Annotated in this window: 18 protein-coding genes; 10 read left to right on the top strand and 8 right to left on the bottom strand. The window is 65.3% G+C overall.

Annotated features, from left to right (window positions below; all coding sequences use genetic code 11):
* Positions 1-36: 36 nt before the first annotated feature.
* The gene (locus CUJ91_RS30060) at positions 37-1146 is read right to left on the bottom strand and encodes a hypothetical protein (protein ID WP_114158106.1); all 1110 of its coding nucleotides are present in this window, start codon (positions 1144-1146) and stop codon (positions 37-39) included.
* Between the two features lie 218 nt (positions 1147-1364).
* Positions 1365-3647 carry a hybrid sensor histidine kinase/response regulator gene (locus tag CUJ91_RS30055; protein ID WP_114157856.1) on the bottom strand — a complete coding sequence of 761 codons (2283 nt, stop codon included), beginning with the start codon at positions 3645-3647 and terminating at the stop codon, positions 1365-1367.
* 675 nt (positions 3648-4322) lie between these two features.
* Between CUJ91_RS30055 and CUJ91_RS30050 the strand changes: the two genes are divergently transcribed.
* The 8 genes from CUJ91_RS30050 (at position 4323) to CUJ91_RS35285 (ending at position 11780) form a co-directional block, all read left to right on the top strand.
* Positions 4323-4691: a response regulator gene (locus CUJ91_RS30050; protein WP_006047448.1), complete on the top strand. Its 369-nt coding sequence runs from the start codon at positions 4323-4325 to the stop codon at positions 4689-4691.
* Positions 4684-5307 (top strand): chemotaxis protein CheC, encoded by a 624-nt coding sequence (locus CUJ91_RS30045; protein ID WP_006047447.1) that lies wholly within the window; start codon positions 4684-4686, stop codon positions 5305-5307. The genes CUJ91_RS30050 and CUJ91_RS30045 overlap by 8 nt, the downstream gene beginning before the upstream one ends.
* Complete coding sequence (locus tag CUJ91_RS30040) at positions 5304-6242, top strand: sensor domain-containing diguanylate cyclase (protein WP_006047446.1); 939 nt, start codon at positions 5304-5306, stop codon at positions 6240-6242. The genes CUJ91_RS30045 and CUJ91_RS30040 overlap by 4 nt, the downstream gene beginning before the upstream one ends.
* A 210-nt stretch (positions 6243-6452) precedes the next feature.
* Positions 6453-7301, top strand: coding sequence for a presqualene diphosphate synthase HpnD (gene hpnD, locus CUJ91_RS30035; protein ID WP_029967266.1), 849 nt, complete (start codon positions 6453-6455; stop codon positions 7299-7301).
* A 4-nt stretch (positions 7302-7305) separates the two neighbouring features.
* The gene (gene hpnE / locus CUJ91_RS30030) at positions 7306-8601 is read left to right on the top strand and encodes a hydroxysqualene dehydroxylase HpnE (protein WP_114157855.1); all 1296 of its coding nucleotides are present in this window, start codon (positions 7306-7308) and stop codon (positions 8599-8601) included.
* Positions 8601-10652, top strand: a complete 2052-nt coding sequence (gene shc / locus CUJ91_RS30025) for a squalene--hopene cyclase (protein WP_114157854.1) — start codon at positions 8601-8603, stop codon at positions 10650-10652. Before hpnE ends, shc begins: the two co-directional genes overlap by 1 nt.
* Positions 10653-10655: 3 nt before the next feature.
* Entirely contained in the window at positions 10656-11417 is a 762-nt protein-coding gene (locus CUJ91_RS30020; RefSeq protein WP_114157853.1) for a phosphorylase, read from the top strand.
* 123 nt (positions 11418-11540) lie between these two features.
* Positions 11541-11780: a pentapeptide repeat-containing protein gene (locus tag CUJ91_RS35285; RefSeq protein WP_161966601.1), complete on the top strand. Its 240-nt coding sequence runs from the start codon at positions 11541-11543 to the stop codon at positions 11778-11780.
* 53 nt (positions 11781-11833) lie between these two features.
* Here CUJ91_RS35285 and CUJ91_RS30010 read toward each other — a convergent pair whose 3' ends face one another.
* Together CUJ91_RS30010 and hpnN are read right to left on the bottom strand one after the other, a co-directional pair.
* Positions 11834-12865 carry an MlaA family lipoprotein gene (locus CUJ91_RS30010; RefSeq protein ID WP_107707111.1) on the bottom strand — a complete coding sequence of 344 codons (1032 nt, stop codon included), beginning with the start codon at positions 12863-12865 and terminating at the stop codon, positions 11834-11836.
* 2 nt (positions 12866-12867) lie between these two features.
* Positions 12868-15483 (bottom strand): hopanoid transporter HpnN, encoded by a 2616-nt coding sequence (hpnN, locus tag CUJ91_RS30005; RefSeq protein WP_114157851.1) that lies wholly within the window; start codon positions 15481-15483, stop codon positions 12868-12870.
* Positions 15484-15832: 349 nt separating this feature from the next.
* On the opposite strand from hpnN, the gene CUJ91_RS30000 reads away from it, so the two are divergent.
* The gene (locus CUJ91_RS30000; RefSeq protein WP_006047439.1) at positions 15833-16438 is read left to right on the top strand and encodes an MlaC/ttg2D family ABC transporter substrate-binding protein; all 606 of its coding nucleotides are present in this window, start codon (positions 15833-15835) and stop codon (positions 16436-16438) included.
* A 78-nt stretch (positions 16439-16516) separates the two neighbouring features.
* On the opposite strand, the gene hpnH is transcribed toward CUJ91_RS30000, so the two are convergent.
* Positions 16517-17671, bottom strand: coding sequence for an adenosyl-hopene transferase HpnH (gene hpnH, locus CUJ91_RS29995; protein WP_006047438.1), 1155 nt, complete (start codon positions 17669-17671; stop codon positions 16517-16519).
* Between the two features lie 10 nt (positions 17672-17681).
* Positions 17682-18626: a 4-hydroxy-3-methylbut-2-enyl diphosphate reductase gene (gene ispH / locus CUJ91_RS29990; protein ID WP_006047437.1), complete on the bottom strand. Its 945-nt coding sequence runs from the start codon at positions 18624-18626 to the stop codon at positions 17682-17684.
* Positions 18627-18967: 341 nt separating this feature from the next.
* On the opposite strand from ispH, the gene CUJ91_RS29985 reads away from it, so the two are divergent.
* Positions 18968-20149 carry a glycosyltransferase gene (locus CUJ91_RS29985; RefSeq protein ID WP_114157850.1) on the top strand — a complete coding sequence of 394 codons (1182 nt, stop codon included), beginning with the start codon at positions 18968-18970 and terminating at the stop codon, positions 20147-20149.
* An 81-nt stretch (positions 20150-20230) separates the two neighbouring features.
* Here CUJ91_RS29985 and CUJ91_RS29980 read toward each other — a convergent pair whose 3' ends face one another.
* Positions 20231-20773, bottom strand: a complete 543-nt coding sequence (locus CUJ91_RS29980; protein WP_006047435.1) for a hypothetical protein — start codon at positions 20771-20773, stop codon at positions 20231-20233.
* 93 nt (positions 20774-20866) lie between these two features.
* Positions 20867-21877 carry a hopanoid-associated sugar epimerase gene (gene hpnA / locus CUJ91_RS29975; protein WP_107707107.1) on the bottom strand — a complete coding sequence of 337 codons (1011 nt, stop codon included), beginning with the start codon at positions 21875-21877 and terminating at the stop codon, positions 20867-20869.
* Positions 21878-21952 lie beyond the last annotated feature (75 nt).

Genomic DNA, 21952 nt, shown 5'->3' with positions numbered 1-21952 from the left:
GGCGTCGCCATCGCTTCACGGCGCGCCGCTGCAGGTTCACACGTGATGATGCCCGGTCACGCGCTCCCAGCCGTGACGCACGGCGAGCTTGAAGCGCTCCCACGTGCTGTTCTCGGCCGACGTCGATTCCCAGTGACGCCGCGCTTCCGGCTCGACGTCATCCCACGCTCGATCGCGATAACGCACGTCCTTGCCGATCTCCGCGCCGTAGCGGTAAGCCGGCACATAGTCCTCATAACGCGAGTCGTCGGCGGCGTACTGCTCGTCGTAATGCGTGCGGAAGTCTTCTTCGTATTCCAGATATTCGTTCGGAATCTGGCCGCTCAGGCCCGCGGTCGGCTGAGCGGTGCCCGACACGACTTCGGACGGCTGCATCACCGCGCCCGAACCCGGCGCCGAGCCCGCGGCAATCGCGCTGCGTCCGACATCGCCGGCCAGCGGATCGCGCACGGGTTCGCCGAGCGGATCGGCGGTCGGCCGCTCGCCAAGCGGCGGCGGCACGAAGGGTTCGGCGTCAGTGCTGCGCGGTGGCGTGGAATACAGCGGGTCGGCCGTTACATCCGACCGCGCGGCGGCGGCATTCGCAGCCGCGCTGCCGGGCGTCGCCACGCCAGCGGTCGGCGGCGTCGTCGTTCCGGTTCTCGGGGATGTCATCGTGTCCCGGCTCCCGACGCCCGTCGTTCCGACCTCGGAGCCGCGTGTGGCGCCGGGCGTAGGCGTGCCGATGCCCAGTTCGTCGAGCAGCGAATGTTCGCGCGCGGTTTCGGTGCCGGCTTGCGTGCCCCAATCCGGCGAGCGCTCGCCGATGTCCGTCGCGCCGAGCCGCGTCAGCGTGTTGCGACCGAGTTCCGCGTGCGATTCGCTGGCGGCGTCGATGACGACCAGCACCGCCCCACGACGCAGCGCTTCGCTGTAACGCGCCGTCTCCGGCGCGCGCGGCCCGCTCGCGAAGAGGCTCGCCAGAAACCGCTCAATGTTTGCGAGCACGCCCGAACCGGCGACTTCGTCGGTGGCCGAGCCGACCGAAGGCTCCGCGTTTGCCTGCAATTCGATCGTCTCCCGCGCGAAACCGGTCTGCACCAAGGTGTCGCGGGCGGCTTCGGCCTCAGCGTAGGTGTTGAATAAACCAATCACGGTATGTCGCATGGCTGCCTCCCGTTTGGCTACGACGGACAGCGCAGCGCGCGCCATCCCCATTACCTGTCGGATGCCGCAACGTTCATGCCGGAACGCGGCGATGCGCGGCCCGCCCGCCGCCGTGGGCGTGAGCGAAACGCTTTGTCGACCCGCCGTGGCCGCGTCAACCGCGCTTTTTACAATTCCGCGTAACGGGAGGAAGAGGCAAAAAGCCGCCGGCGAACCGCTTATTGGACGTGATGCGCCGCTGGATCGAGGCCGCTCTGAGCGAGTTCATGCTGGATTGTCTTCAGCAAGCTTTCGAGCAGCGCGATGTCGAACGGTTTGGAAAGCACCCGCACGTTGACGTGCCGCGCGCGATCGAGCTCTTCCGCGTAGCCGGTCACGAGGATGACCGGCAGCCTCGAGTCGAGCGCCCTGATCGCCTCGGCGAGATCGATGCCGTTCAGGCTTCCCGGCATATGGATGTCCGACAGCACGACGTCGAACGGCAGCGGCTCACCGGTGCGCATTTGCCGCGTGTGGGCGTCGTCCAGAAGGCCCAACGCCATGTCCGCATTCAATACGCAGGTGACGTGGTGGCCCATCATCTGCAGCAGCGCTTCGGTGCCGGCCGCCACTTCCTCGTTGTCCTCGACCAGCAGAATGCGCAGCGCGTGCTGCGCGGCTGGGTCGTCGGCGCCGGTTTCGATCGGGCCGTCGACGGTCGCTTCTTCCGTCGCCCGCGGCAAATAGAGCCGCACGGAGGTGCCCGCGCCGACCGCACTGTCGATCGCGGCCAGCCCGCCCGAGCGCTCGCAGAACGCAAACACCTGCGGCAAGCCCAGCCCCGTGCCCATGCCCTTCGCCTTGGTCGTGAAAAGCGGCTCGAAGGCGCGCGCGAGCACCTCGGGCGCCATGCCGGCGCCAGTGTCCTCCAGCGACAACTGCACGAAATCGCCCGTCAGCGGGAAGCCGTCTTCATGACGGAACGTGATGTTGGTCGCGCGCACGGTGAAGCGCCCGCCGTTGGGCATGGCGTCGCGCGCGTTCACGGCGATGTTGATGAGCGCGAGTTCCAGTTCGGCGACGTCCACGCGCATCGGCCAGATATCGACGCCGATATCCATCACCAGGGAAACCTTCGCGCCGAGCGACGCGCGCAGCAGATCGCGGCACGCCGGCAGCCACCGTTCGAGCGCGACGGTTTCGTTGCGAAGCGGCTGTTTGCGCGCGACGCCCAACAACTGCCGCGTGAGCGACTGGCCGCTTTTCAGCGCCCGTTCCATCGCCGACAGTTCGCGGTCGAGCCCCGCCGCGCCGCGCCGCCGCGCGACCTGGACGTTGGCCGAGAGGATCATCAGCAGATTGTTGAAGTCGTGCGCGACGCTGCCGACCAGCGTGCCGAGCGCTTCCATCTTGCGCGACTGCCGGTATGCCGATTCGATCGAGCGGCGCATGGACGCTTCCGCCTGCCAGCGCGCCCACGCTTCTTCTTCGGCGCCGAGCCGCCGCAACGACAGCCAGATCACGCACCAGAGCGCGACGGACGGCGTGAATATCGTCAGAAACAGCACCGCGAGATGCCGATACCAGGCGGCCCACATCGCCGACGCGCGATAGCCGCACATCACGTACACCGGATACGAGCCGACGTGCCGGAACGCGACGATCATGTTGTCGCCGTCGACGTTCGAATGCATGCGCGTGACGCCGGCGCGGCGTCCCTCTTTCATCGCCTGGGCGAACGGCGAATCCGCCGCGACGGCCGCCGGCTCGCGCGGGCGGCGCGGATAGTGCGCGAGAACCGCGCCGTCGGCGCGCACGAGCGTCATGGTCATCGGCAGGCCGTCGTTGCCGCCGAGCAGCTCGCGGTAGAACGCGTCGAAATAGCTCGGACGCAGCGCGACCGACACGACGCCCGCAAACGTGCCGTCCGGCGCGCGCCGTTCGACGCCGGTGTTGAACACCTGCTCGCCGGCGACGTGCCCCGTCATCACCTTCGATACATGTTCGAGGTCGCGGCCCTCGCGAAGGCCGACGAAATCGTCGCGCTCGCCGATCGACACCACCGGCGCGGGATAAAACCGGCTGCTGACGAGCAACGCGCCGTCGCGGCCGAAAATCGACACGGCGGCCACTTGCGGATAGCCGCCGCCCATCGTTCGCACTTTCTGGTGAATGACCGCCGCGCGCGCACGAATGCCGTCGTCGTCGAGGCCTTCCGTCAAATCGACGATGCGCGTGTCGAGCGTTTCGTTCATGTCGAACACTTTCAGCGCGTGTTCCTCGGCGACGCGCACGGTGCGCAGGGTCATGTCGGTGGCGTCGGCTTCGCGGGTGCGCAGGTCGCTGAACGCCATGGCCGCGACGTAAAGGCACGGCAGCACGACCGCGGCGACAAGCAGCGCGATCAAAGTCATGCGCCGAACCTGAAAATTCTGCTCCGGCACGGCGGGAAATACCGCCTCGCCCTGCCCGTCAGCGGAAAGGCGGCTCGCTCGATGCGGGTCGAACCGGTCTTGTGTCATTAATAAACGCTCGGTGTTTCAAGGCGGAAAAAGAAAGGATACGAGAAGCATAGTCGCAGAACGGCGGTAGAAGTTACCGTTATGAACTGAGCTTGCCGCTTTAATGCGTAATTCGTCGCCCTTTTAAAACAGTGACAAATCGAGAAGCGCAAACGTACACAAAAGTATAAACGGTATAAAAACGATTATTATGCGGCGCGTATGTTTTCGAAAAGCCTCGAACCAAGGAAGATATTGTTAGCGCGACGCGAATACCGTGTATTGCTTTTCGGCTGCTTTACTTCGAGAATCGACGCACGATAAAAAGTGCGTCCGCCATGTTCGAACGCATACGCCGCGAGGGCACCGGATCATGCGTACGCGCGTGAGTGCCGGCGTTCGCGGAAACCACGCGCGCGCGGCACGGAATCAGCCAGGTTCAGCGAGCCGCGCCGATTCATATACGGGGTAGGCTCAGCACATGCCGGTCATAGCCGTCGTCCGCCGCACACGCGCGCATTCCTGCGCGAGCAATGGTTACGCTAGGCGCGCGTCGCCGCGCCTTCTCCACGTCTTGCCGTTCTCCGCTTTCCCGCCAGCATCGGCGCGGTTCGCCGCGCGCCGTCAGACTTCTCCCTAAAGAGATCCCGCTATCCGCCGTTAACACGCACGAGCTCATTCCGTCTTTCGTCCGCCATGCCTTTGCCTATCGTGATCGCCGATGATTCATTGCTTGCCCGCAAGGTGCTCACCAAGGCATTGCCGCCGGACTGGGACGTCGACGTGTCCTACGCCACGAACGGACGCGAAGCGCTCGCTTTGTATCGTCAAGGGAAGGCCTCGGTGATGTTCCTCGACCTGACCATGCCGGACATGAACGGCTATCAGGTGCTCGAGGCGTTGCAGCATGAGGATCTGAATACCTTCGTCATCGTCGTCTCAGCCGATATTCAGCCGATGGCCCAGGCGCGCGTGCGCGCGCTCGGCGCCGCGGCGTTCATCGCCAAGCCCGTGACGCCCGAGGCGGTACTGCCCATCCTCAAGGAGTACGGGTTGTATGTCTGAGCCAGTCCTCACCGAAGATCAGCGCGACGCGCTGCAAGAGGTCGCCAATCTGGCGATGGGTCAAGCCGCGACGCGTCTCGCCCGGCTGCTCGATTCGTTCATCGAGTTGTCGGTGCCGCGCGTGAGGGTGGTGGCGGTCAGCGAGGCGGCGCAGGCGCTGCGCGAGATGACCGGGATCGAAGACCCGGTGAGCGCGGTGCGCCAGGGTTTCCGCTCGGACATCAAGGGCGAGGCGCTGGTGATTTGCCGCAGCGACAGCGTCGACGATCTGTGTGCGCTCGTGAGCGATCCGTACTCGCGCTCGGCCTACGAATCGGTGAGCCAGAAAGAGTTGATGTTCGACGTCGCCAACGTGCTGACCGGCGCGTGCGTGTCATGCATCCTCGACCAGCTCGGCCGCACGCCGGTGTTCTCCGCGCCCGGTCTTCTCGGCGACGCCATGACGCTGGACGAAGTGTTCCAGCCGGGCGTGCTGCAATGGGAAGTCGCGCTGCTCGTCGAGGTCAATTTCACGCTCGAAGACCAGAGCTTCCGCGCGCATCTCGTGATGCTGATGGCGGAAGAATCGATCCGCCACATGAACGACGCACTCGACGCGTTGCTGTCCAGCCTATGAGCTCGCCCGCGCAATCGTTGAGCGACCTGGTCGTGGAGCGTGTCGGCTTCGGCATTTTCGTGCTGGATCGCGACATGAACGTGCTGATGTGGAATCGGTTCATGCAGGACCACAGCGGTTTGTCGGCGGAACAGGTGGTCGGCAAGTCGCTGTTCGTCCATTTTCCGGAACTGCCGCGCGTGTGGTTGTCGCGCAAGATCGAAAGCGTGTTTCAGTTGGGCAGTTTCGCGTTCAGTTCGTGGGAGCAGCGCCCGTATCTGTTCAAGTTCGATCACGACCGGCCGATCACGGGCGGTGTCGATTACATGCAGCAGGACTGCACGTTCATGCCGCTCACGCGCGAGCGCGAAGTGGTGGCCGTGTGCGTGACGATCTCCGATGTGACGCACGTGAGCATCGTGCAGCGCGAGCGCGAAGAGGCCGTCGCGAAGTTGCAGGAATATGCGGATCGCGACGGACTCACCGGCATTGCCAACCGCCGCTATTTCGAGGCGCGTCTGCTCGACGAATACACGCGCTGGCAGCGCTACGGCGGCGACATGTCGGTGCTGCTGTTCGATCTCGATCATTTCAAGAAGATCAACGACCAGTTCGGTCACGGCGTCGGCGATACGGTGCTGCGCGTGATGGCGCAGCGCGTCGCCGGAGTCGTGCGGGCGCAGGACACGTTTGGGCGTTTCGGTGGCGAGGAGTTCGCGTTGCTGCTGCCGTGCACGCCGCTCGAGGACGCAATGCGCGTCGCCGAAAAAATCCGCTGCACGATTGCGGATACGCCGGTCGAAGTGCAGGGCACCAGCGTGCCCGTGACGGCGAGCGTGGGCGGCGCGGCCGCGCGCCCAGGGTTGCCCGCCTACGAGGTGCTGATCAACGAGGCCGACGCGGCGCTCTACAGCGCCAAGCGGCAAGGACGCAACCGCTCGGTGGCGTTGACGTGACATCGTCTGTCGCCGGGCGATCTGGCGGCTCGCCCCCGTATACAGCAGCGGAAACTGCGTCGTCCGACAAACGTTGATATACTTTTCGCCGTTTCCGGCATCCCAGCCGTCTGTTTCGCGCGTGTCCGCGCGCGCGGACCGCCCGCCCTGCGGCGAGGCATAAAAAATTCCTGAACGCCTTTCAGCGGGCGCCCTCCTGCGGAGATCGTCTTGGCTGTTTCCAATCTTGTCGTGGACGATACTGAAATCGACGCCGCTGCCGCCACATCCGGCAGCTCGTTCTATCTCGCAATGCGCATCCTGCCGGCCGCGCAGCGCGACGCGATGTATCAGGTCTACGCTTTTTGCCGCGCCGTCGACGACATCGCCGACAGCGATCTGCCGCGCGCCGACCGCGCCGCCGCGCTCGAGCGCTGGCGCGCCGACATCGACGCCTGCTATGCGGGTGCGCCGCGCGCTTCTTTGCGCGCGCTGACGCGGCACATTCACACGTTCCATCTGCAGCGCGAGGATTTTCACGCGATGATCGACGGCATGGCGATGGACGCCGCCGGCGACATCTGCGCGCCCGACGAAGCCACGCTCGACCTGTATTGCGACCGCGTCGCGAGTGCGGCGGGCCGTCTATCGGTGAGAATATTCGGGATGCAGGAGGAGCCGGGCCGTTTGCTGGCGCACCATCTGGGCCGCGCGCTGCAGCTCACGAACATTCTTCGCGACATCGACGAAGACGCCGGCATCAACCGTTGCTATCTGCCGCGCGAGTTGCTGGCGCGCGAAGGCATCGCCGTCGAAAACCCGGCGCAGATCGCCGACGACCCGTCGCTGCCGCGCGTCTGCGCGACGCTTGCCGAGCGGGCCAAGGCACACTTCGCCGCGTCCGACGCGATCATGGACCACGAGCCGCGCAGCCACGTGCGCGCCCCGCGCATCATGTCCGGCGTGTATCGCGTGCTGCTCGAGCGGACCCTTGAGCGCGGTTTCGACATTCCGCGCACGAAGGTCAGCAAGCCGAAACTGCGCTTGCTGTGGATCGTCGCGCGTTACGCGCTTTTCTGAGCCGATGCCGAGGCTCGTACATGTGGTCGGCGCGGGCCTCGCCGGCCTCGCCGCCGCCGTGCAGTTGCAGCGGCGCGGCGCGCGGGTCGTGTTGCACGAAGCGGCCGCGCAGGCCGGCGGCCGGTGCCGTTCGTATTACGACGCGAAGCTCGGCGCGACGATCGACAGCGGCAATCACCTGATCATGTCGGGCAACGCGGCCACGCTGAACTACCTTCGGGCGATCGGCTCGGCGGACGAACTCACGGGGCCGGCGCTGCCGGAATTGCCCTTCGTCGACCTCGCCACGCGGGCGCGCTGGACGGTGCGCATGTCGCCGGGACGGCTGCCGTGGTGGGTCTTCGACCCGAACGCGCGCGTGCCGAACACCGGCCCCGGCGATTACCTGAGCGTGGTGCCGTTGTTGTTCGCCAAGCCCGGCCGCAGTGTCGCGCAGACCATGCGCAGCAACGGTCCGCTGTGGGACCGTCTGCTGGCGCCGCTGTTTCGCGCGATGCTCGGCGTCGAGCCGCGCGAGGCGTCGGCGGAACTCACCGCGGCGATGGTGCGCGAGACGCTGATTGCCGGCGGTCTGGCGTGCCGTCCGCTGGTTGCGCGCAACGGCCTGAGCCATGCTTTCGTCGACCCGGCGTTGCGCCTGCTGCAGCATGGCGGCGCGACCATCGAACTGGGTTCGCGGCTCGAAAACCTCGTGTTCGCCGAAAGCGCCAACGTGAGCGCGAGCGCAACGTCGAATTCGAACCGCGTAAAGGCACTGAATTTCGTCGATGAAACCATTGCGCTCGACGCGAACCATGCGGCGATCCTCGCCGTGCCGCCGGACGTCGCGCAGACGCTGGTTCCGGGTCTGCGCACGCCGACTCGCTTTACCGCGACCGTCAGCGTGTATTTCGCGGTGGAGCCGCCGTTCGGCTTGCCGTCCGTGACCGGCCTCGTCAACGGAACGGCGCAGTGGCTGTTCGCGTTCGACGGGCGTCTTTCGGCGACGATCCACGGCGCGGAATCGCTCATCGACACGCCCGCCGAAGAGCTTGCGGTGCGCGTGTGGGCCGATGTCGCGCAGGCGGCCAATCTGCCCGCCGCGCCGATGCCGGACTGGCAAGTCGTCGTCGACAGGAATGCGACATTCGCCGCGCTGCCGGACCAGGAAACGCTGCGTCCGGGCACGCGCACTCGCTGGAATAATCTGATGCTCGCGGGAGACTGGACGGCTACCGGCCTGCCCGCGACGATTGAAGGCGCGATCCGCTCCGGCCAGAAGGCCGCGGATACGCTGCTGAATCAACCGATGGAACGCTGATGAACGACTTATCTCAAGCCCACGCGCTGGGCGCCGCCATGCCCGAAACCGCCGGCGAGGCGCAGAACGCGCAGGCCGCGGCGAACAGTGCAGCCGCCGCAGCCGAAGCATCCGCCGTGTTGGCTCCTTCGCTCGACGCCGCCATCACGCGCGCGACCGATGCCATTCTCGCCGCGCAGAAACCGGACGGCCACTGGGTCTACGAACTCGAGGCGGACGCAACCATCCCCGCCGAATACGTGTTGCTGGTCCATTACCTCGGCGAGACGCCGAACGTGGAGCTGGAGCAGAAGATCGCGCGCTATCTGCGCCGCATCCAGTTGCCGAACGGCGGCTGGCCGCTTTTCACCGACGGCGCCATCGACATCAGCGCAAGCGTGAAGGCGTACTTCGCGCTGAAGATGATCGGCGATCCCGTGGATGCCGAGCACATGGTCCGCGCGCGCGAAGCGATTCTCGCGCACGGCGGCGCGGAAACCGTGAACGTGTTCACGCGCATCCTGCTCGCGCTCTTCGGCGTGGTGTCATGGCGCGCGGTGCCGATGATGCCCGTCGAAATCACGCTGCTGCCGATGTGGTTCCCGTTCCATCTGTCGAAGGTGTCGTACTGGGCGCGCACGGTCATCGTGCCGCTGCTCGTGCTCAACGCCAAGCGGCCGCTCGCGCGCAATCCGCGCCGCGTGCGCATCGACGAACTGTTCCGCGGCGCACCGGTGAACACCGGCATGCCGGCGCGCGCGCCGCATCAGCACGTCGGCTGGTTCGGCTTTTTCCGTGTCGTGGATACCGTGCTGCGAGCGGTCGACGGCCTGTTCCCCAAAGCCACGCGCGAGCGCGCGGTGCGCGAGGCGGTGGCGTTCGTCGATCAGCGTCTGAACGGGGAAGACGGCCTCGGCGCGATTTTCCCCGCGATGGCCAACTCGGTGATGATGTACGACGTGCTCGGCTATCCGGCCGATCATCCGAATCGTGCGATCGCGCGCCGGTCGATTGAAAAGCTGCTCGTCATCAAGGACGACGAAGCGTATTGCCAGCCGTGTCTGTCGCCGGTATGGGACACGTCGCTCGCCGCGCATGCGCTGCTCGAGACGGGCGAGGCGCGCGCCGAGCAGGCGGCCGAGCGCGGCCTTGCGTGGCTGCGTCCGCTGCAAATTCTGGATGTGCGCGGCGACTGGATTTCGCGCCGGCCCAATGTGCGTCCCGGCGGCTGGGCGTTCCAGTACAACAACGCGTATTACCCCGATGTCGACGATACGGCAGTGGTCGCGATGGCGATGCATCGCTCGGAAGCGCTCACGCACTCGGGCGCGGACCGTGAGGCGATTGCGCGTGCGCGCGAATGGGTCGTCGGCATGCAGAGCAGCGACGGCGGCTGGGGCGCATTCGAGCCCGAAAACACGCAGTATTACCTGAACAACATTCCGTTCTCGGATCACGGCGCATTGCTCGATCCGCCGACCGCCGATGTGTCGGGCCGTTGCCTGTCGATGCTCGCGCAGCTTGGCGAATTCCCGCAGAACAGCGAACCGGCGCAACGCGCGCTCGACTACATGCTGAAGGAGCAGGAAGCCGACGGCAGCTGGTACGGCCGCTGGGGTCTGAACTACATCTACGGGACGTGGACTGCGCTGTGTTCGCTGAACGCGGCCGGCATGCCGCACGACGATCCGCGTATCCGGCGCGCCGCGCAATGGCTTCTGTCGATTCAAAACGAAGACGGCGGTTGGGGCGAGGGCGGCGAGAGCTACAAGCTCGACTATCGCGGCTACGAGCGCGCGCCGAGCACGGCGTCGCAAACGGCATGGGCGCTGATGGGTTTGATGGCGGCGGGCGAGGTCGATCACGAGGCTGTGGCGCGCGGCATCGAGTACTTGCAGCGCGAACAGCGTGAGCATGGTCTGTGGGACGAGACGCGCTTTACGGCGACCGGTTTCCCGCGCGTGTTTTATCTGCGTTACCACGGCTATCGCAAGTTCTTCCCGCTGTGGGCGCTGGCGCGCTACCGTCATCTGAAGCGCAACGGGCTCACGCGCGTCGCGGTCGGGATGTAACGGATGGTTCGTTCAACAGGGCGGTCCGCCGATGCGGATGCCGGCTCACGCTCCGGCTCTGGCGATCTGCCGGTGATCGTCGTGACGGGCATGGCCTTCGAGGCGCGGATTGCGCGCGGCGAGGGCGTCGAAGTCGTGTATGCGGCACGCGCCGATCTGCTCGAGCGTGCGCTGAGCGCCGCGGTGGCACGCGGTTGCTCGGGCATCGTCAGCTTCGGGACGGCGGGCGGTCTCGCGCCGGATCTGAAGCCGGGCGCGCTGGTTATCGCCGACGCAGTCGTCGGCCCGTTCGGCCGTGTTCCGACCGATGCCGCCTGGGCCAACCGGCTCGCCGCCGCGCTCGGAATCGCGCCGCTCGCGTCGCGTTTGCGGCGCGGTCCAATGGCCGCGGTGGCCGCACCGCTCATGTCCGCCGATGACAAGCGCGCGCTTCATCGGTCGACGGGCGCGTTGGCTGTGGATATGGAGTCGCATCTGGCCGGCGCGATGGCCGCGGCGCGTGGCTTGCCGTTCGCCGTGTGCCGCGCGATTGTCGATCCGGCGTGGCGCACGTTGCCGTCGGCGGCGACTGCCGGACTGCGCGACGACGGTAGCACTGCGCTCGCGCCGATTTTGCGTGAGCTGTTGAGGCAGCCGTCGCAGATTGGCGCGCTGATTCAGGTGGCCGTCGATGCTCGTGCGGCGCGGGTTTCGCTGGTGCAGGCGCGGCATGCGCTTGGCGCGGCTCGTGCGTTGGATATGCGCGTGGTTGACGGCGCGCGGTGAGGGCGGCTGGGCCAGTAGTTTTGCCCCGGTCGCCCGCGCCGCATCCGCACAGTTCTGGCACGGCCAGCCGCTGCTCGCCCATCCGCGCAGTGCTTATCTGCGACGTTCAGCTATGACGCCTACTTGCCGCAAACGCACCTGCGGCGAACCCACCTGCGGCAAACCCACCTGCGGCAAACCCACCTGCGGCAAACCCACCTGCGGCAAACCCACCTGCGGCAAACCCACCTGCGGCAAACCCACCTGCGGCAAACCCACCTGCGGCGGCGCACCCACCTGCCGCCACTTCGATCCGACTGCTCTGCTATCCTCGCCCGCCTGAGCACACCCATCTGCCGCCCGACTGCCTGCGGCACTTTATAAGTGGACTGCTTGCCTATCCCCGCCCACCTCGGACCATGACTCGCCGATGGCCCTTATTGCGCGGCGGGCGCTGAAGCCGGCTGTTTATTATCAGCAGGCGCAGACTGCGGAGCCGGCGTGGTTGTGCCCGGCGCGGAAGCCGCAGCCGGTGCCGTTGCCCCACTATTCGCTCCCGTCGCCGCACCACCCGCACCACCCGCCGGCGCTTCCCCCGGGTCCGTGTAATCCGGCACCCCCGCCGGCGCGCCCGTAGCCGCACCAGACGCCGCATCCGGCGTCCCCGCCGTATCGCCAGGGTCCGCGTAGTTCGGCAGCGCGGCCGGCGCGCCTGCCGCAGCGCCTTTCGCCGGAACCGTCGCGGCGCCCGAGTCGCCCTCATCGTCGTATTCCGGCAGCGGCGCGGCGTTATCGCTCGTGCCGCGCAGACGCGCCCGCCGTTGCTGCGTGTACGCGTCGCGCACGAACGAGTATTTGTCCAACGCCGCCTGTTGCAGCAGATCCGTCGCGCCGAGCAGGTCCGAGCGCACGCTCACGAACTGCAGCACATACAGCGGATTACGCACCGCCGGCTCCATGTAGTTCAACGGATTGAACTTCACGTCCACCACCAGCCCCATGCTGTCGCGCACCGTGCTCGGGCCGAACAGCGGCAACACCAGATACGGTCCCGACGGAATGCCCCAATGCCCAAGCGTCAGTCCAAAATCCTGGTGATGCTTCGGCAAGCCGGCGGGCGTCGCCCAATCGAGCAGGCCGCCAAGACCGAACGTCGAGTTGAACGCGAAACGGATGATGTCCTCGGTCGCGTCGGTGATCTTCAATTGCAGCAGCGCGTTCGCCGCGTTGCTGAGGTCGCCGAGGTTCGAGAAAAAGTTGCTCACGGCCGTGCGCAGCGGCTGCGGCGTCACCTTCTGATAGCCCTTCGCGACGGGCACCGCGACGTAGCGGTCGAGGCCGTCGTTGAAGTTGAACACCGCCCGGTTCATCGGCTCGAACGGATCGCCTGGCTTGCGCTCAGGACCGGTCGCGCAGCCCGATATGAGGCCGGTGGCGGCGAACGCCAGCACAGTGGTACGCAGTTTCATGCTTATATTCCTTGGTGCTTCGCGCGACGTGGGCGCGGCTTGCCCATCAGCACAGGTTGAAAAACCACGGCGCCGATGAGTGTGCAAAAGAGCGAAAGCGCCAGCAGGCGACCCATGCTGGACGTCCCCGGATGATGCGATAGCCAGAGGCTGCCGAACGCCGTCGCCGTGGTCGCGGCGCTGAACAGCACGGCATGCGTCAGGCTCGACTGCAACAGGCCGGTCTGGCCATTGCGCCACGCCATCACGAAGTAAATCTTGAAGGCCACGCCGACGCCGAGCATCAGCGGCAATGCGATGATATTCGCGAAGTTCAGCGGCATGCCGAACACCACGCACAATTCGAGCGTGACGAGCGCCGACACGAGCAACGGAACCAGCGTGCGCAACATGTCGCCGAGGCGCCGCAGCGCGACCCACAACAGGATCGCGATGGACAGCAGCGCCCAGCCGGCAGCCTGCAGGAACGCCTTGATGATCGTGTCCGCGGAATGCAGGATCGAGATCGGCCCGCCGATCGCGCCCGGCTCGGCCTTCTTCACCGCATGCGCGAAGCGGGCGAGCGCGACGTCGTCATTCGGATCGGCGCCCGGTTTTACTTTCGGCGCGATGTCGACGAGCGCGCGGCCGTCTTTCGAGACCCAGCCCTTCGAGATTTCCTTCGGCAGATTGTCGCGCGTGATCTCGGTCGGCTGCAGCAGGTTTTCGAGTTGCTTGAGCGCAATGCGGAGCGGCTCGGACATCGCGTTTTCGGCGCGGTCGCGCGTGGCGGCATCGGCGGCGGCGAGCTTTTGCAGCGTGTCCGACAAGTGTTTGGCTTCGGCCGCGCCGGGGCCGGGGTGATCGTCGGCGGCGAGCGAGAGCTGGTTCGACGCGCGCTTGAGCGCCGCGACGCGCACGGCGTCCGTGGCTTGCGGCGCGGGCTGCTGTTGAAGCGCGGGCAGCAATTGCTGCGCGGCGCTTGCGATCAGCATCATCTTCTGTTGCTGCTGCGCCGGAACGAACGTGTCGAGCGTCGTCACGCGGCCGACCTCGGGCAACGCGCGCAAGCGCTCGGCCATGCGGTCGGCGTCGGCAAGCGACGGCGCAAGCGCATGCACATTGTTCACCGCGGCCTCGGGCGAATCCTTCAGCGACAACAGCGTGGCCATCGACTCCGTATGCGGATCTTTCAGATGCAGCGGATTGAAGTCGAAGTGCAGACGCGTAAGCAGCGGCGTCGCGCCGATCACGACGATCAACGTGCCGATCAGCACGGGCTTGCGGTGACGAGCAAGGAAGTCGTCGACGGGAGCAAGCTGTTTGAAGCCAGGCGATGCGGGCTCGCCCGGCGGATTGAAGATCTTCAGCAATGCCGGTAGCAACGTCATGTTGGTCAGATACGCGACGAACATGCCGACGCCGGCAATCTCGCCGAGCTCGGACACGCCGCGATACGCCGTCGGCAGAAACGAGAAGAAGCTGAGCGCGACGGCGACCGCCGCGAGCGTGAGCGGCACGCCGATACTGTGCGCGGTATGGGCGAGGGCGGCGGACAGCCGGTCGTCGCGATTGCGCTCCTCACGATACTTGACGCCGAACTGCACGCCGAAGTCCACGCCGAGCCCGACGAACAGCACCATGAACGCAACCGAGATCATGTTCAGCGCGCCGACCATCATGAGGCCGAGCGCCGCGGTGATCGCTAGTCCGACGAAGAGCGTGATGAAGACCGCGGCGATCATGCGGCCCGAGCGCAGCGCGAGCCACAAGATCACCAGCACGACGACGAACGTGCCGATGCCGTTGAGCACCGCACCGTCCTTGACCGACGCGAATTCCTCGTCGGCGAGCGGCTGTTCGCCGGTCAGGCGCACGCTCGCGCCATAGCGCGAGTCAAGGTGCAGCGAAGCGGCTGTATCGCGGATCGCCTTCGACGCGCTTGCGCCCGGCTCGAGCGCATCGTAGTTCACGACCGGCTGCACGACCACGAATGCGCGCGCCGGATTGGTGGCCGCACTCTTATCGACGAACGCGCGCCACGAGAAGGCAGCGGGCTTGCCCGCCAGCACAAGATCGAGCGTGTTGGCGCTTTGCGACAACAGGCGGCTCATGTCCGAGAGCTTCACCTGGCCGATTTGCAGCGGCAGTAAGAGGCTCGTGGTGAGCGTGCCGGCGAGTCCCGTGAGACTCGGGTCGTGCGCGAGCGTGTTCACGAGCGGGCGCGACTGCACGAGTTGCGAGGTGGTCGACATGACTTCTTCCGTCGACGGGAACAGCAGGCCGTTGTGTTCGAAGAACGGCCCGCCGGCGGGCTGCGAGACCGCGACGAATTCCTTCGGCTCGGCCTTCAGAGCGGCTGTGAGCGCATTCGCGGCAGCGTCGGCGAATTCGGGCGCGCGCGCCTCGACGACGACCAGCACCGTTTCGCCGCGATCGGGGAAGGCCTGGTCCATCGCATGCTCGAGCGTTGACCATTGCTTGTCCGTTTCGATGAGACGGCTGATGTCCGTGTTGATCTTGAAGTGATGCGCGACATAGATCCCGCTCAGGACGGCGAGCACGATCGACAGTGCGATGATCCGCAGCGGATGACGCACCGAGTAGGCGACGAGGCGAACGATAGATGACTTCAGCATGTAGGCGGAGCTGGCCTTATCACGGGTGGCATTTTCAGGAAAGTGCACAAGTATACAGAGCCGGAGCAAACCGGACCGCATTCGACGGCAATGCGCGTCGGCGGCGCGTAGTCGCGTCGGCATCGCCGGCGTGCCCGGCATGGCCGGCAGCAAGGGCGGTAGCAAATGCGGCTCCCGGACGCGCCGTTGGATGGCACTGCTCGCCGGCATCGCTCGATGGGGCGGGAACGCAATCTCGGTATACTGGTCTATCCAGCTTTCGCCGCCAGCTTGCTTATCCGTTGTGCTTGCTGGTTCGCTGCTTCGCGGCTAGCGGGCGGCGCACACTTTTTCCAGGTTGCCTGAGCGTATGAAACGTTATCTATCTGCTTTTCTGGCTGCGGCCGTTGTGTCGACGGCTGCCTATGCGCAAACTGCGCCCGACGCCGTGGTAAAAAGTGCCGTCGAGGGCACGGTCTCGGCAATGAAGGCCGATCCGCAGGCACGCGGCGGCGATATGTCGAAGATCACGCAACTGGTCGAGACGCGCTTCGTGCCGGCAACCGACTTTCAGCGCACCACGCGTATCGCGGTGGGCAAGGCATGGAGCACGGCGACGCCCGAACAGCAGAAGCAGCTCTACGAACAGTTCACGCTGTTGCTCGTGCGCACTTATGCTTCGTCGCTTTCGCAGTTGCGCGATCAGGACGTGAAGTTCAAGTTTCTGCCGGTCAACGCGCCGGGCGGCGCAAAAGACATCGTCGTGCAATCGCACGTGCTCAGCAATGGCGGCGACGACGCAATCGACTACCGGCTGACCAAGGGACCGTCCGGCTGGAAGATCTACGACATCAACATGATGGGCGCGTGGCTGATCCAGGTGTATCAGACGCAGTTCGCCGATCAACTGGCCAAAGGCGGCGTCGACGGATTGATCAAGTTCCTGACCGCGCATAACGCGCGCAGCGCGGGATAACTGCACTGCAAAGAAAGCTGCAAAGAAAAAGCGCGGTGGCCTCTAAAGCCACCGCGCTTTTTTATTTCGATTCAACGCTCAGTGCGCAGCCGTAGCCGTCTGCACCTTCTTGCCCTTGCCCGCCACCTTGATCTCTTCCAGCTTGATCTCGACGTGGCGCGAGAACACGTACTCGGCCGGGCGCTGCTTGTCCAAAGGAATGTCTTTGGTGAAAGCACCGCTCGTCTTCGGACCGCGCAAGCTCACCTTGAGCGCCTTCAGCGGATGCGCAACCGTATCCATCACGGCCGTCGCTTCGAAACCGCAGTGGACCATGCAGTCGGCGCACTTTTCGTAGTTGCCGGTGCCGTACTTGTCCCAGTCCGTAGTTTCCATCAATTCCTTGAAGGTCTTCACGTAGCCTTCGCCGACCAGGTAGCACGGCTTCTGCCAGCCGAACACGGTGCGTGCCGGGTTGCCCCACGGCGTGCATTCGTACGTCTGGTTGCCGGCGAGGAAGTCGAGGAACATGGCGGACTGGCTGAACGACCAGTTCTTGCCGTTGTTGCCGCGCTTGAAAATCTCGCGGAACAGATGCTTGGTCTTGTCCCGGTTCAGGAAGTGCTGCTGATCCGGCGCGCGCTCATACGCATAGCCCGGCGACACGGTGATGCCGTCGACGCCCATCGGCCCGACCGTGTCGAAGAACGCGGCCACGCGCTCCGGCACGGCGTCGTTGAACAGCGTGCAGTTGATGTTGACGCGGAAACCGCGGCGCTTCGCTTCCTTGATGGCCGCGACCGCCTTGTCGTACACGCCGTCTTGCGACACCGAATGGTCATGCATCTGCTGATCGCCATCCAGGTGAACCGACCAGACGAAGTACGGATTCGGCTCGTAGTCGTCCATCTTCTTTTCCATCAGCAGCGCGTTCGTGCACAGATACACGAACTTCTTGCGCGCGATGATGCCCTTGACGATCTGCGGCATTTCCTTGTGCAGGAGCGGCTCGCCGCCTGCAATCGACACCACCGGCGCGCCGCATTCGTCGACTGCGCCAAGACATTCTTCCAGCGACAGACGCTGATTCAGGATGGGGTCCGGATAATCGATCTTGCCGCAGCCATTGCAGGCGAGATTGCAGCGGAACAGCGGCTCCAGCATCAGTGCGAGCGGGTAGCGTTTGTTGCCGGAAAGGTGCTGACGCATGATGTATGCGCCGACCCGGACTTTCTGTAGCAGCGGAATAGACAAGACGTCCTCCTTAAACTTCGCGTGCCGCGAGTGGTTGCATCAGCTTCGATGGCAACTTGAATTCGACTTTCTCTTCACGGCCCGCCATCGTCGTGACGTCGACGGGCCCCATTGCGCTCAGCGCATCAATTACGTTCTTGACCATTTCTTCCGGCGCCGAAGCGCCGGCCGTGATGCCGATGGTCTGCGCATTCGCAAACCATTCCTGCTTCACCTCCGAACCGTCGGCGACGAGATAGCTCGCCACGCCGCTTTCACTGCCGATTTCGCGCAGCCGGTTCGAGTTCGAGCTATTGGTTGCGCCCACCACCAGCAATACGTCGACCTGCTTGCTCAACTCGCGCACCGCGGCCTGGCGGTTTTGCGTCGCGTAGCAGATGTCGCGCGTATCCGGCCCGACGATGTCGTTAAACCGGCGCAGCAGCGCGTCGATAATGCCGCGCGTGTCGTCCACCGACAGCGTGGTTTGCGTGACATAGGCGAGCGGCGTATCGACCGGCAGGTTCAGATGCTCGACCTCGGCTTCGCTCTGCACCAGCAGGACCTTGCCCGGAATCTGGCCGATCGTGCCTTCCACTTCCGGATGCCCGGCGTGGCCGATCAGGATCAGCGTGCGCCCGGCGGCCACATATTGGCGCCCCTGCACGTGAACCTTGGTGACGAGCGGGCAGGTCGCGTCCAGCACGTCGAGGCCGCGCGCTTCCGCGTCGCGTTCGACCGTTTGGGCGACGCCATGCGCGCTGAAAATCGCCACGGCGCCTTGGGGCACTTCATCGAGTTCTTCGACGAAACGCGCGCCTTTCTGGCGCAGATTGTCGACCACGTGGCGATTGTGGACAATTTCGTGGCGCACGTACACGGGCGCGCCGTGCTGCTGCAGCGCCCGATCGACAATCTCGATTGCACGAACAACGCCCGCGCAAAAGCCGCGGGGTTGGGCAAGGATGACTCGCATATGTTGGCGGACTCCGACTGACGCGGGTTTCGAAGAAGCCGGAAATTCTGACTTTATCGCCGCGACCATCTAATTAGTTAGCGTCTTGAGCTCCGGCGACGTGCCGGGTACAGCAAAACCAAACGCGCATTCTAACGCTATCAGGCCAGCTTTGCTTTGGCGGCCCCGCCACAGTGTTGGGCGCACGCGGCACTTTCAATCGGCGCGCCGATAATTCAGGCGGCAATAATTGCACGCTGCATCGCTTTGGCGGAACCCTTAAACTACGTCGTCCCGTGGAGCGCTTCGCGCCCACATTAAAAATGATTGCGACGCTTGCTGGAAATCGAGGGTAACGCTTAATGGGCCTGGTGGCGGTAATTCTGTTTTTTCTCTCCTGTTTGTCCCTGCTGATTTGGGCCGTGCTGCTGTTCGCTCGGGGCGGCTTCTGGCGCGCGCGGCCGGCCGCGCCGCTCACGCCCGCGCCGCGCGACGCGTGGCCCGCGGTGGCCGCCGTGGTGCCCGCCCGCAATGAAGTCGACGTCATTGCCGAAGCCGTCACGACGCTGCTCGAGCAGGACTACCCCGGCGAGTTTCACGTGATCGTCGTCGACGATCACAGCACCGACGGCACCGCCGACGCCGCGCGCGCGGCGGCATTGCAACTGCAATGCCCGGACCGCCTGACCGTGCTCAGCGCGAAGCCGTTGCCGCCGGGCTGGTCGGGCAAGGTGTGGGCGCAGTCGCAAGGCATCGAGGCGGTGCGCACGCTTGGCTTGCCCGCGGATTTTCTGCTGCTGACCGACGCCGATATCGGTCATCCGCCCGACGCCGTCACGCAACTCGTGACCCGCGCCGACATCGAAAGCCGCGACCTGGTCTCGCTGATGGTCCGCCTGCGCTGCGATTCGTTCTGGGAGAAGGCGCTGATTCCGGCCTTCGTGTTCTTCTTCGCGAAGCTGTACCCGTTCGCGTGGGTCAATAACCCGCGTAATCGCACGGCGGCCGCGGCGGGCGGCTGCATGCTCGTGCGCCGCAGCGCGCTCGAGGAAGCGGGCGGCATCGAATCGATCCGCGCTGAATTGATCGACGATTGCAGTCTGGCGGCGCGCATCAAGCATCGCGGCGCCGGGCGTCATGCAATCCGGCTCGACGTGGCGGCGCGCAGCGTGTCGCTGCGTCCTTACGACAGTTGGCGCGACATCTGGAACATGATTGCGCGCACAGCGTTCACGCAACTGCATTATTCGCCGGTGTTGCTTGCGGGCACGCTCGCCGGCATGACGGTCATCTACCTCGTGCCGCCCGTCGCCGCGCTGGTGCTCGGGCCGACCGGCTGGCCCGCATGGCTCGCCTGGGCGGCCATGTGCTGCGCGTATGCGCCGATGCTCAGCTATTACCGTCGCTCGCCGCTGTGGGCGCCGTTTCTGCCGCTCATCGCGCTGTTTTATGTCGGCGCGACGTTCGCGTCGGCGGTGCGCTACTGGCGCGGGAAAGGCGGGCAATGGAAGGCGCGGGTTCAGGCGCCGGTGCAGGAACGTTGAGATGGGTGCGGCCCGCATCGGGCCGCACGAAGCAGTGCAGGGCGGTAACGAAAAAGCGGCGCACAAGCGCCGCTTCGTCATTTAGCCCTTCGTGAGCAGCATATAAAGCTGAATCACCATGTCCGGCGAAAAAGTGAACGGCACCCAGCCGTGACCGGTATGGCGCATGACCAGCAGACGGTCGCCGTTCGACTGCTTCTGCACGGCCATGACCGGATTCTTCGTCGACACGAAACGCCAGCCCGGCGGAATGCCTGGCGGCGGCTCCGGCGTCATCGACGCGCGCGCGTTCGACAGTTCCTCGATCAGTTGTCCGATCTGCTCGGCACGCAGCGCGACGGTCTGACCGCCGATCGTCATGGTGATTTCGTTCTGCGCCGGACGATTGATTTCGAGCGTGGGCGGAACCGGCTCTGCGGCGGCTTCGTTCACCGCAACATCAACTTCCGCATCAACCGCTTCTGCTTGCGCTTCGTCCGCTACGGACGCAGCCTGCTCCGCCACCTCATGCGCGGCGTTCTCGTTGCGTGTCTCGGGGATATTCTCGGCCGGCGGGGCCACGACAGCCTGAATGAGCTGATCGACGCCCACTTCCAGCGCGCCGAGCTGTTCGTGAAGATTCATGCGAGGTTTCTCTGGTAAGACCCACGATTTTAACTGCTGCGCGCAGGCTTTTACCTTTCGCAACCACAGCGACGTTGTAACAAAATGCTTGCGCTACGGCTTCAGATAGCCGGCCTGCCGGAACCATTCGAGCGCATCGCTCAAACCCTCGCGATACGGCCGGGCTCGATAACCGAGTTCGCGCTCGGCCTTCGCGGAACTGAAATACATTTTGTTCTTCGACATCTTCAGTCCGTCGACGGTCACGAACGGTTCGCGCTTCGTGAACCTGGCGACGGCTTCCGCGCCCACGGCAAGCGGATAAAGCGGCCAGCGCGGCAAGCTGATGGTGGGCGCCTTGCGGCCGGTCAGCGCCGCGATGTCCGCGAGCATCTGCTGAAGCGGCAGATTTTCGCCGCCGAGAATATAGCGTTCGCCGATCTTGCCGCGTTCGAGCGCGAGAAAGTGGCCTGCGGCGACATCGTCGACGTGCACGAGGTTCAGGCCGGTGTCCACGAAAGCGGGAATCTTGCCGAGCGCCGCCTCGACGATGATGCGTCCGGTCGGCGTCGGCTTCACGTCGCGCGGACCGATCGGCGTGGACGGATTGACGATCACAGCCGGCAGCCCGTCTTCGGCGATCATGCGCTCGACCGCGCGCTCGGCCAGCACCTTGCTGCGCTTATACACGCCGATGGCCTGATCGGCTTTGAGCGGCGAGGTTTCGTCCGCGGAATTGCCGGAGTTGGTCACCTTGAGCGTCGCCACGCTGCTCGTGTACACGATGCGCTCGACGCCTTCCTTCAGCGCCGCGCGCATGGTGGCCTCGGTGCCTTCCAGATTCGAGCGCTCGATCTCGCTCGGGTCAGGCGCCCACAGCCGGTAATCCGCGGCGACGTGCAGCAGGTAGCGCACGCCGCGCAGCGCGTTGCGCATCGACGCTTCGTCTCGCATATCGCCCACGACGATTTCCGCGTCGAGCGATTCGACGTTTTGCCGTGGACTGGTGGCGCGCACCAGCACGCGCACTTTGAAGCCCTTCTGTTGCGCGATGCGCGCCACCGACGACCCGACGAAGCCGGATGCGCCGGTCACGAGCACGAGATCGCGATTGTGTTCGGTCATTCTGTTTCCGTTTCCTGCGTGACAGTCGGGGGATTGTACGTGGCGCGCGCGGCCGCTGTCGCCCAAGCAGGGTCG

Origin of the sequence: Paraburkholderia graminis, from assembly GCF_003330785.1 — a bacterium.
In the GTDB taxonomy this organism is placed as follows: domain Bacteria; phylum Pseudomonadota; class Gammaproteobacteria; order Burkholderiales; family Burkholderiaceae; genus Paraburkholderia; species Paraburkholderia graminis.
The sequence above is the reverse complement of the archived record's forward strand: the minus strand, read 5'-3'. Positions and strand labels throughout refer to the sequence as shown.

Bases quoted from the DNA above. Each gene is read 5' to 3' on its own strand.
- CUJ91_RS30060 (WP_114158106.1), bottom strand. From the start codon at position 1,146: ATGCGACATACCGTGATTGGTTTATTCAACACCTACGCTGAGGCCGAA.
- CUJ91_RS30055 (WP_114157856.1), bottom strand. From the start codon at position 3,647: ATGACACAAGACCGGTTCGACCCGCATCGAGCGAGCCGCCTTTCCGCT.
- CUJ91_RS30050 (WP_006047448.1), top strand. From the start codon at position 4,323: ATGCCTTTGCCTATCGTGATCGCCGATGATTCATTGCTTGCCCGCAAG.
- CUJ91_RS30045 (WP_006047447.1), top strand. From the start codon at position 4,684: ATGTCTGAGCCAGTCCTCACCGAAGATCAGCGCGACGCGCTGCAAGAG.
- CUJ91_RS30040 (WP_006047446.1), top strand. From the start codon at position 5,304: ATGAGCTCGCCCGCGCAATCGTTGAGCGACCTGGTCGTGGAGCGTGTC.
- hpnE (WP_114157855.1), top strand. From the start codon at position 7,306: ATGCCGAGGCTCGTACATGTGGTCGGCGCGGGCCTCGCCGGCCTCGCC.
- shc (WP_114157854.1), top strand. From the start codon at position 8,601: ATGAACGACTTATCTCAAGCCCACGCGCTGGGCGCCGCCATGCCCGAA.
- CUJ91_RS30020 (WP_114157853.1), top strand. From the start codon at position 10,656: ATGGTTCGTTCAACAGGGCGGTCCGCCGATGCGGATGCCGGCTCACGC.
- CUJ91_RS30010 (WP_107707111.1), bottom strand. From the start codon at position 12,865: ATGAAACTGCGTACCACTGTGCTGGCGTTCGCCGCCACCGGCCTCATA.
- hpnN (WP_114157851.1), bottom strand. From the start codon at position 15,483: ATGCTGAAGTCATCTATCGTTCGCCTCGTCGCCTACTCGGTGCGTCAT.
- CUJ91_RS30000 (WP_006047439.1), top strand. From the start codon at position 15,833: ATGAAACGTTATCTATCTGCTTTTCTGGCTGCGGCCGTTGTGTCGACG.
- ispH (WP_006047437.1), bottom strand. From the start codon at position 18,626: ATGCGAGTCATCCTTGCCCAACCCCGCGGCTTTTGCGCGGGCGTTGTT.
- CUJ91_RS29985 (WP_114157850.1), top strand. From the start codon at position 18,968: ATGGGCCTGGTGGCGGTAATTCTGTTTTTTCTCTCCTGTTTGTCCCTG.
- CUJ91_RS29980 (WP_006047435.1), bottom strand. From the start codon at position 20,773: ATGAATCTTCACGAACAGCTCGGCGCGCTGGAAGTGGGCGTCGATCAG.
- hpnA (WP_107707107.1), bottom strand. From the start codon at position 21,877: ATGACCGAACACAATCGCGATCTCGTGCTCGTGACCGGCGCATCCGGC.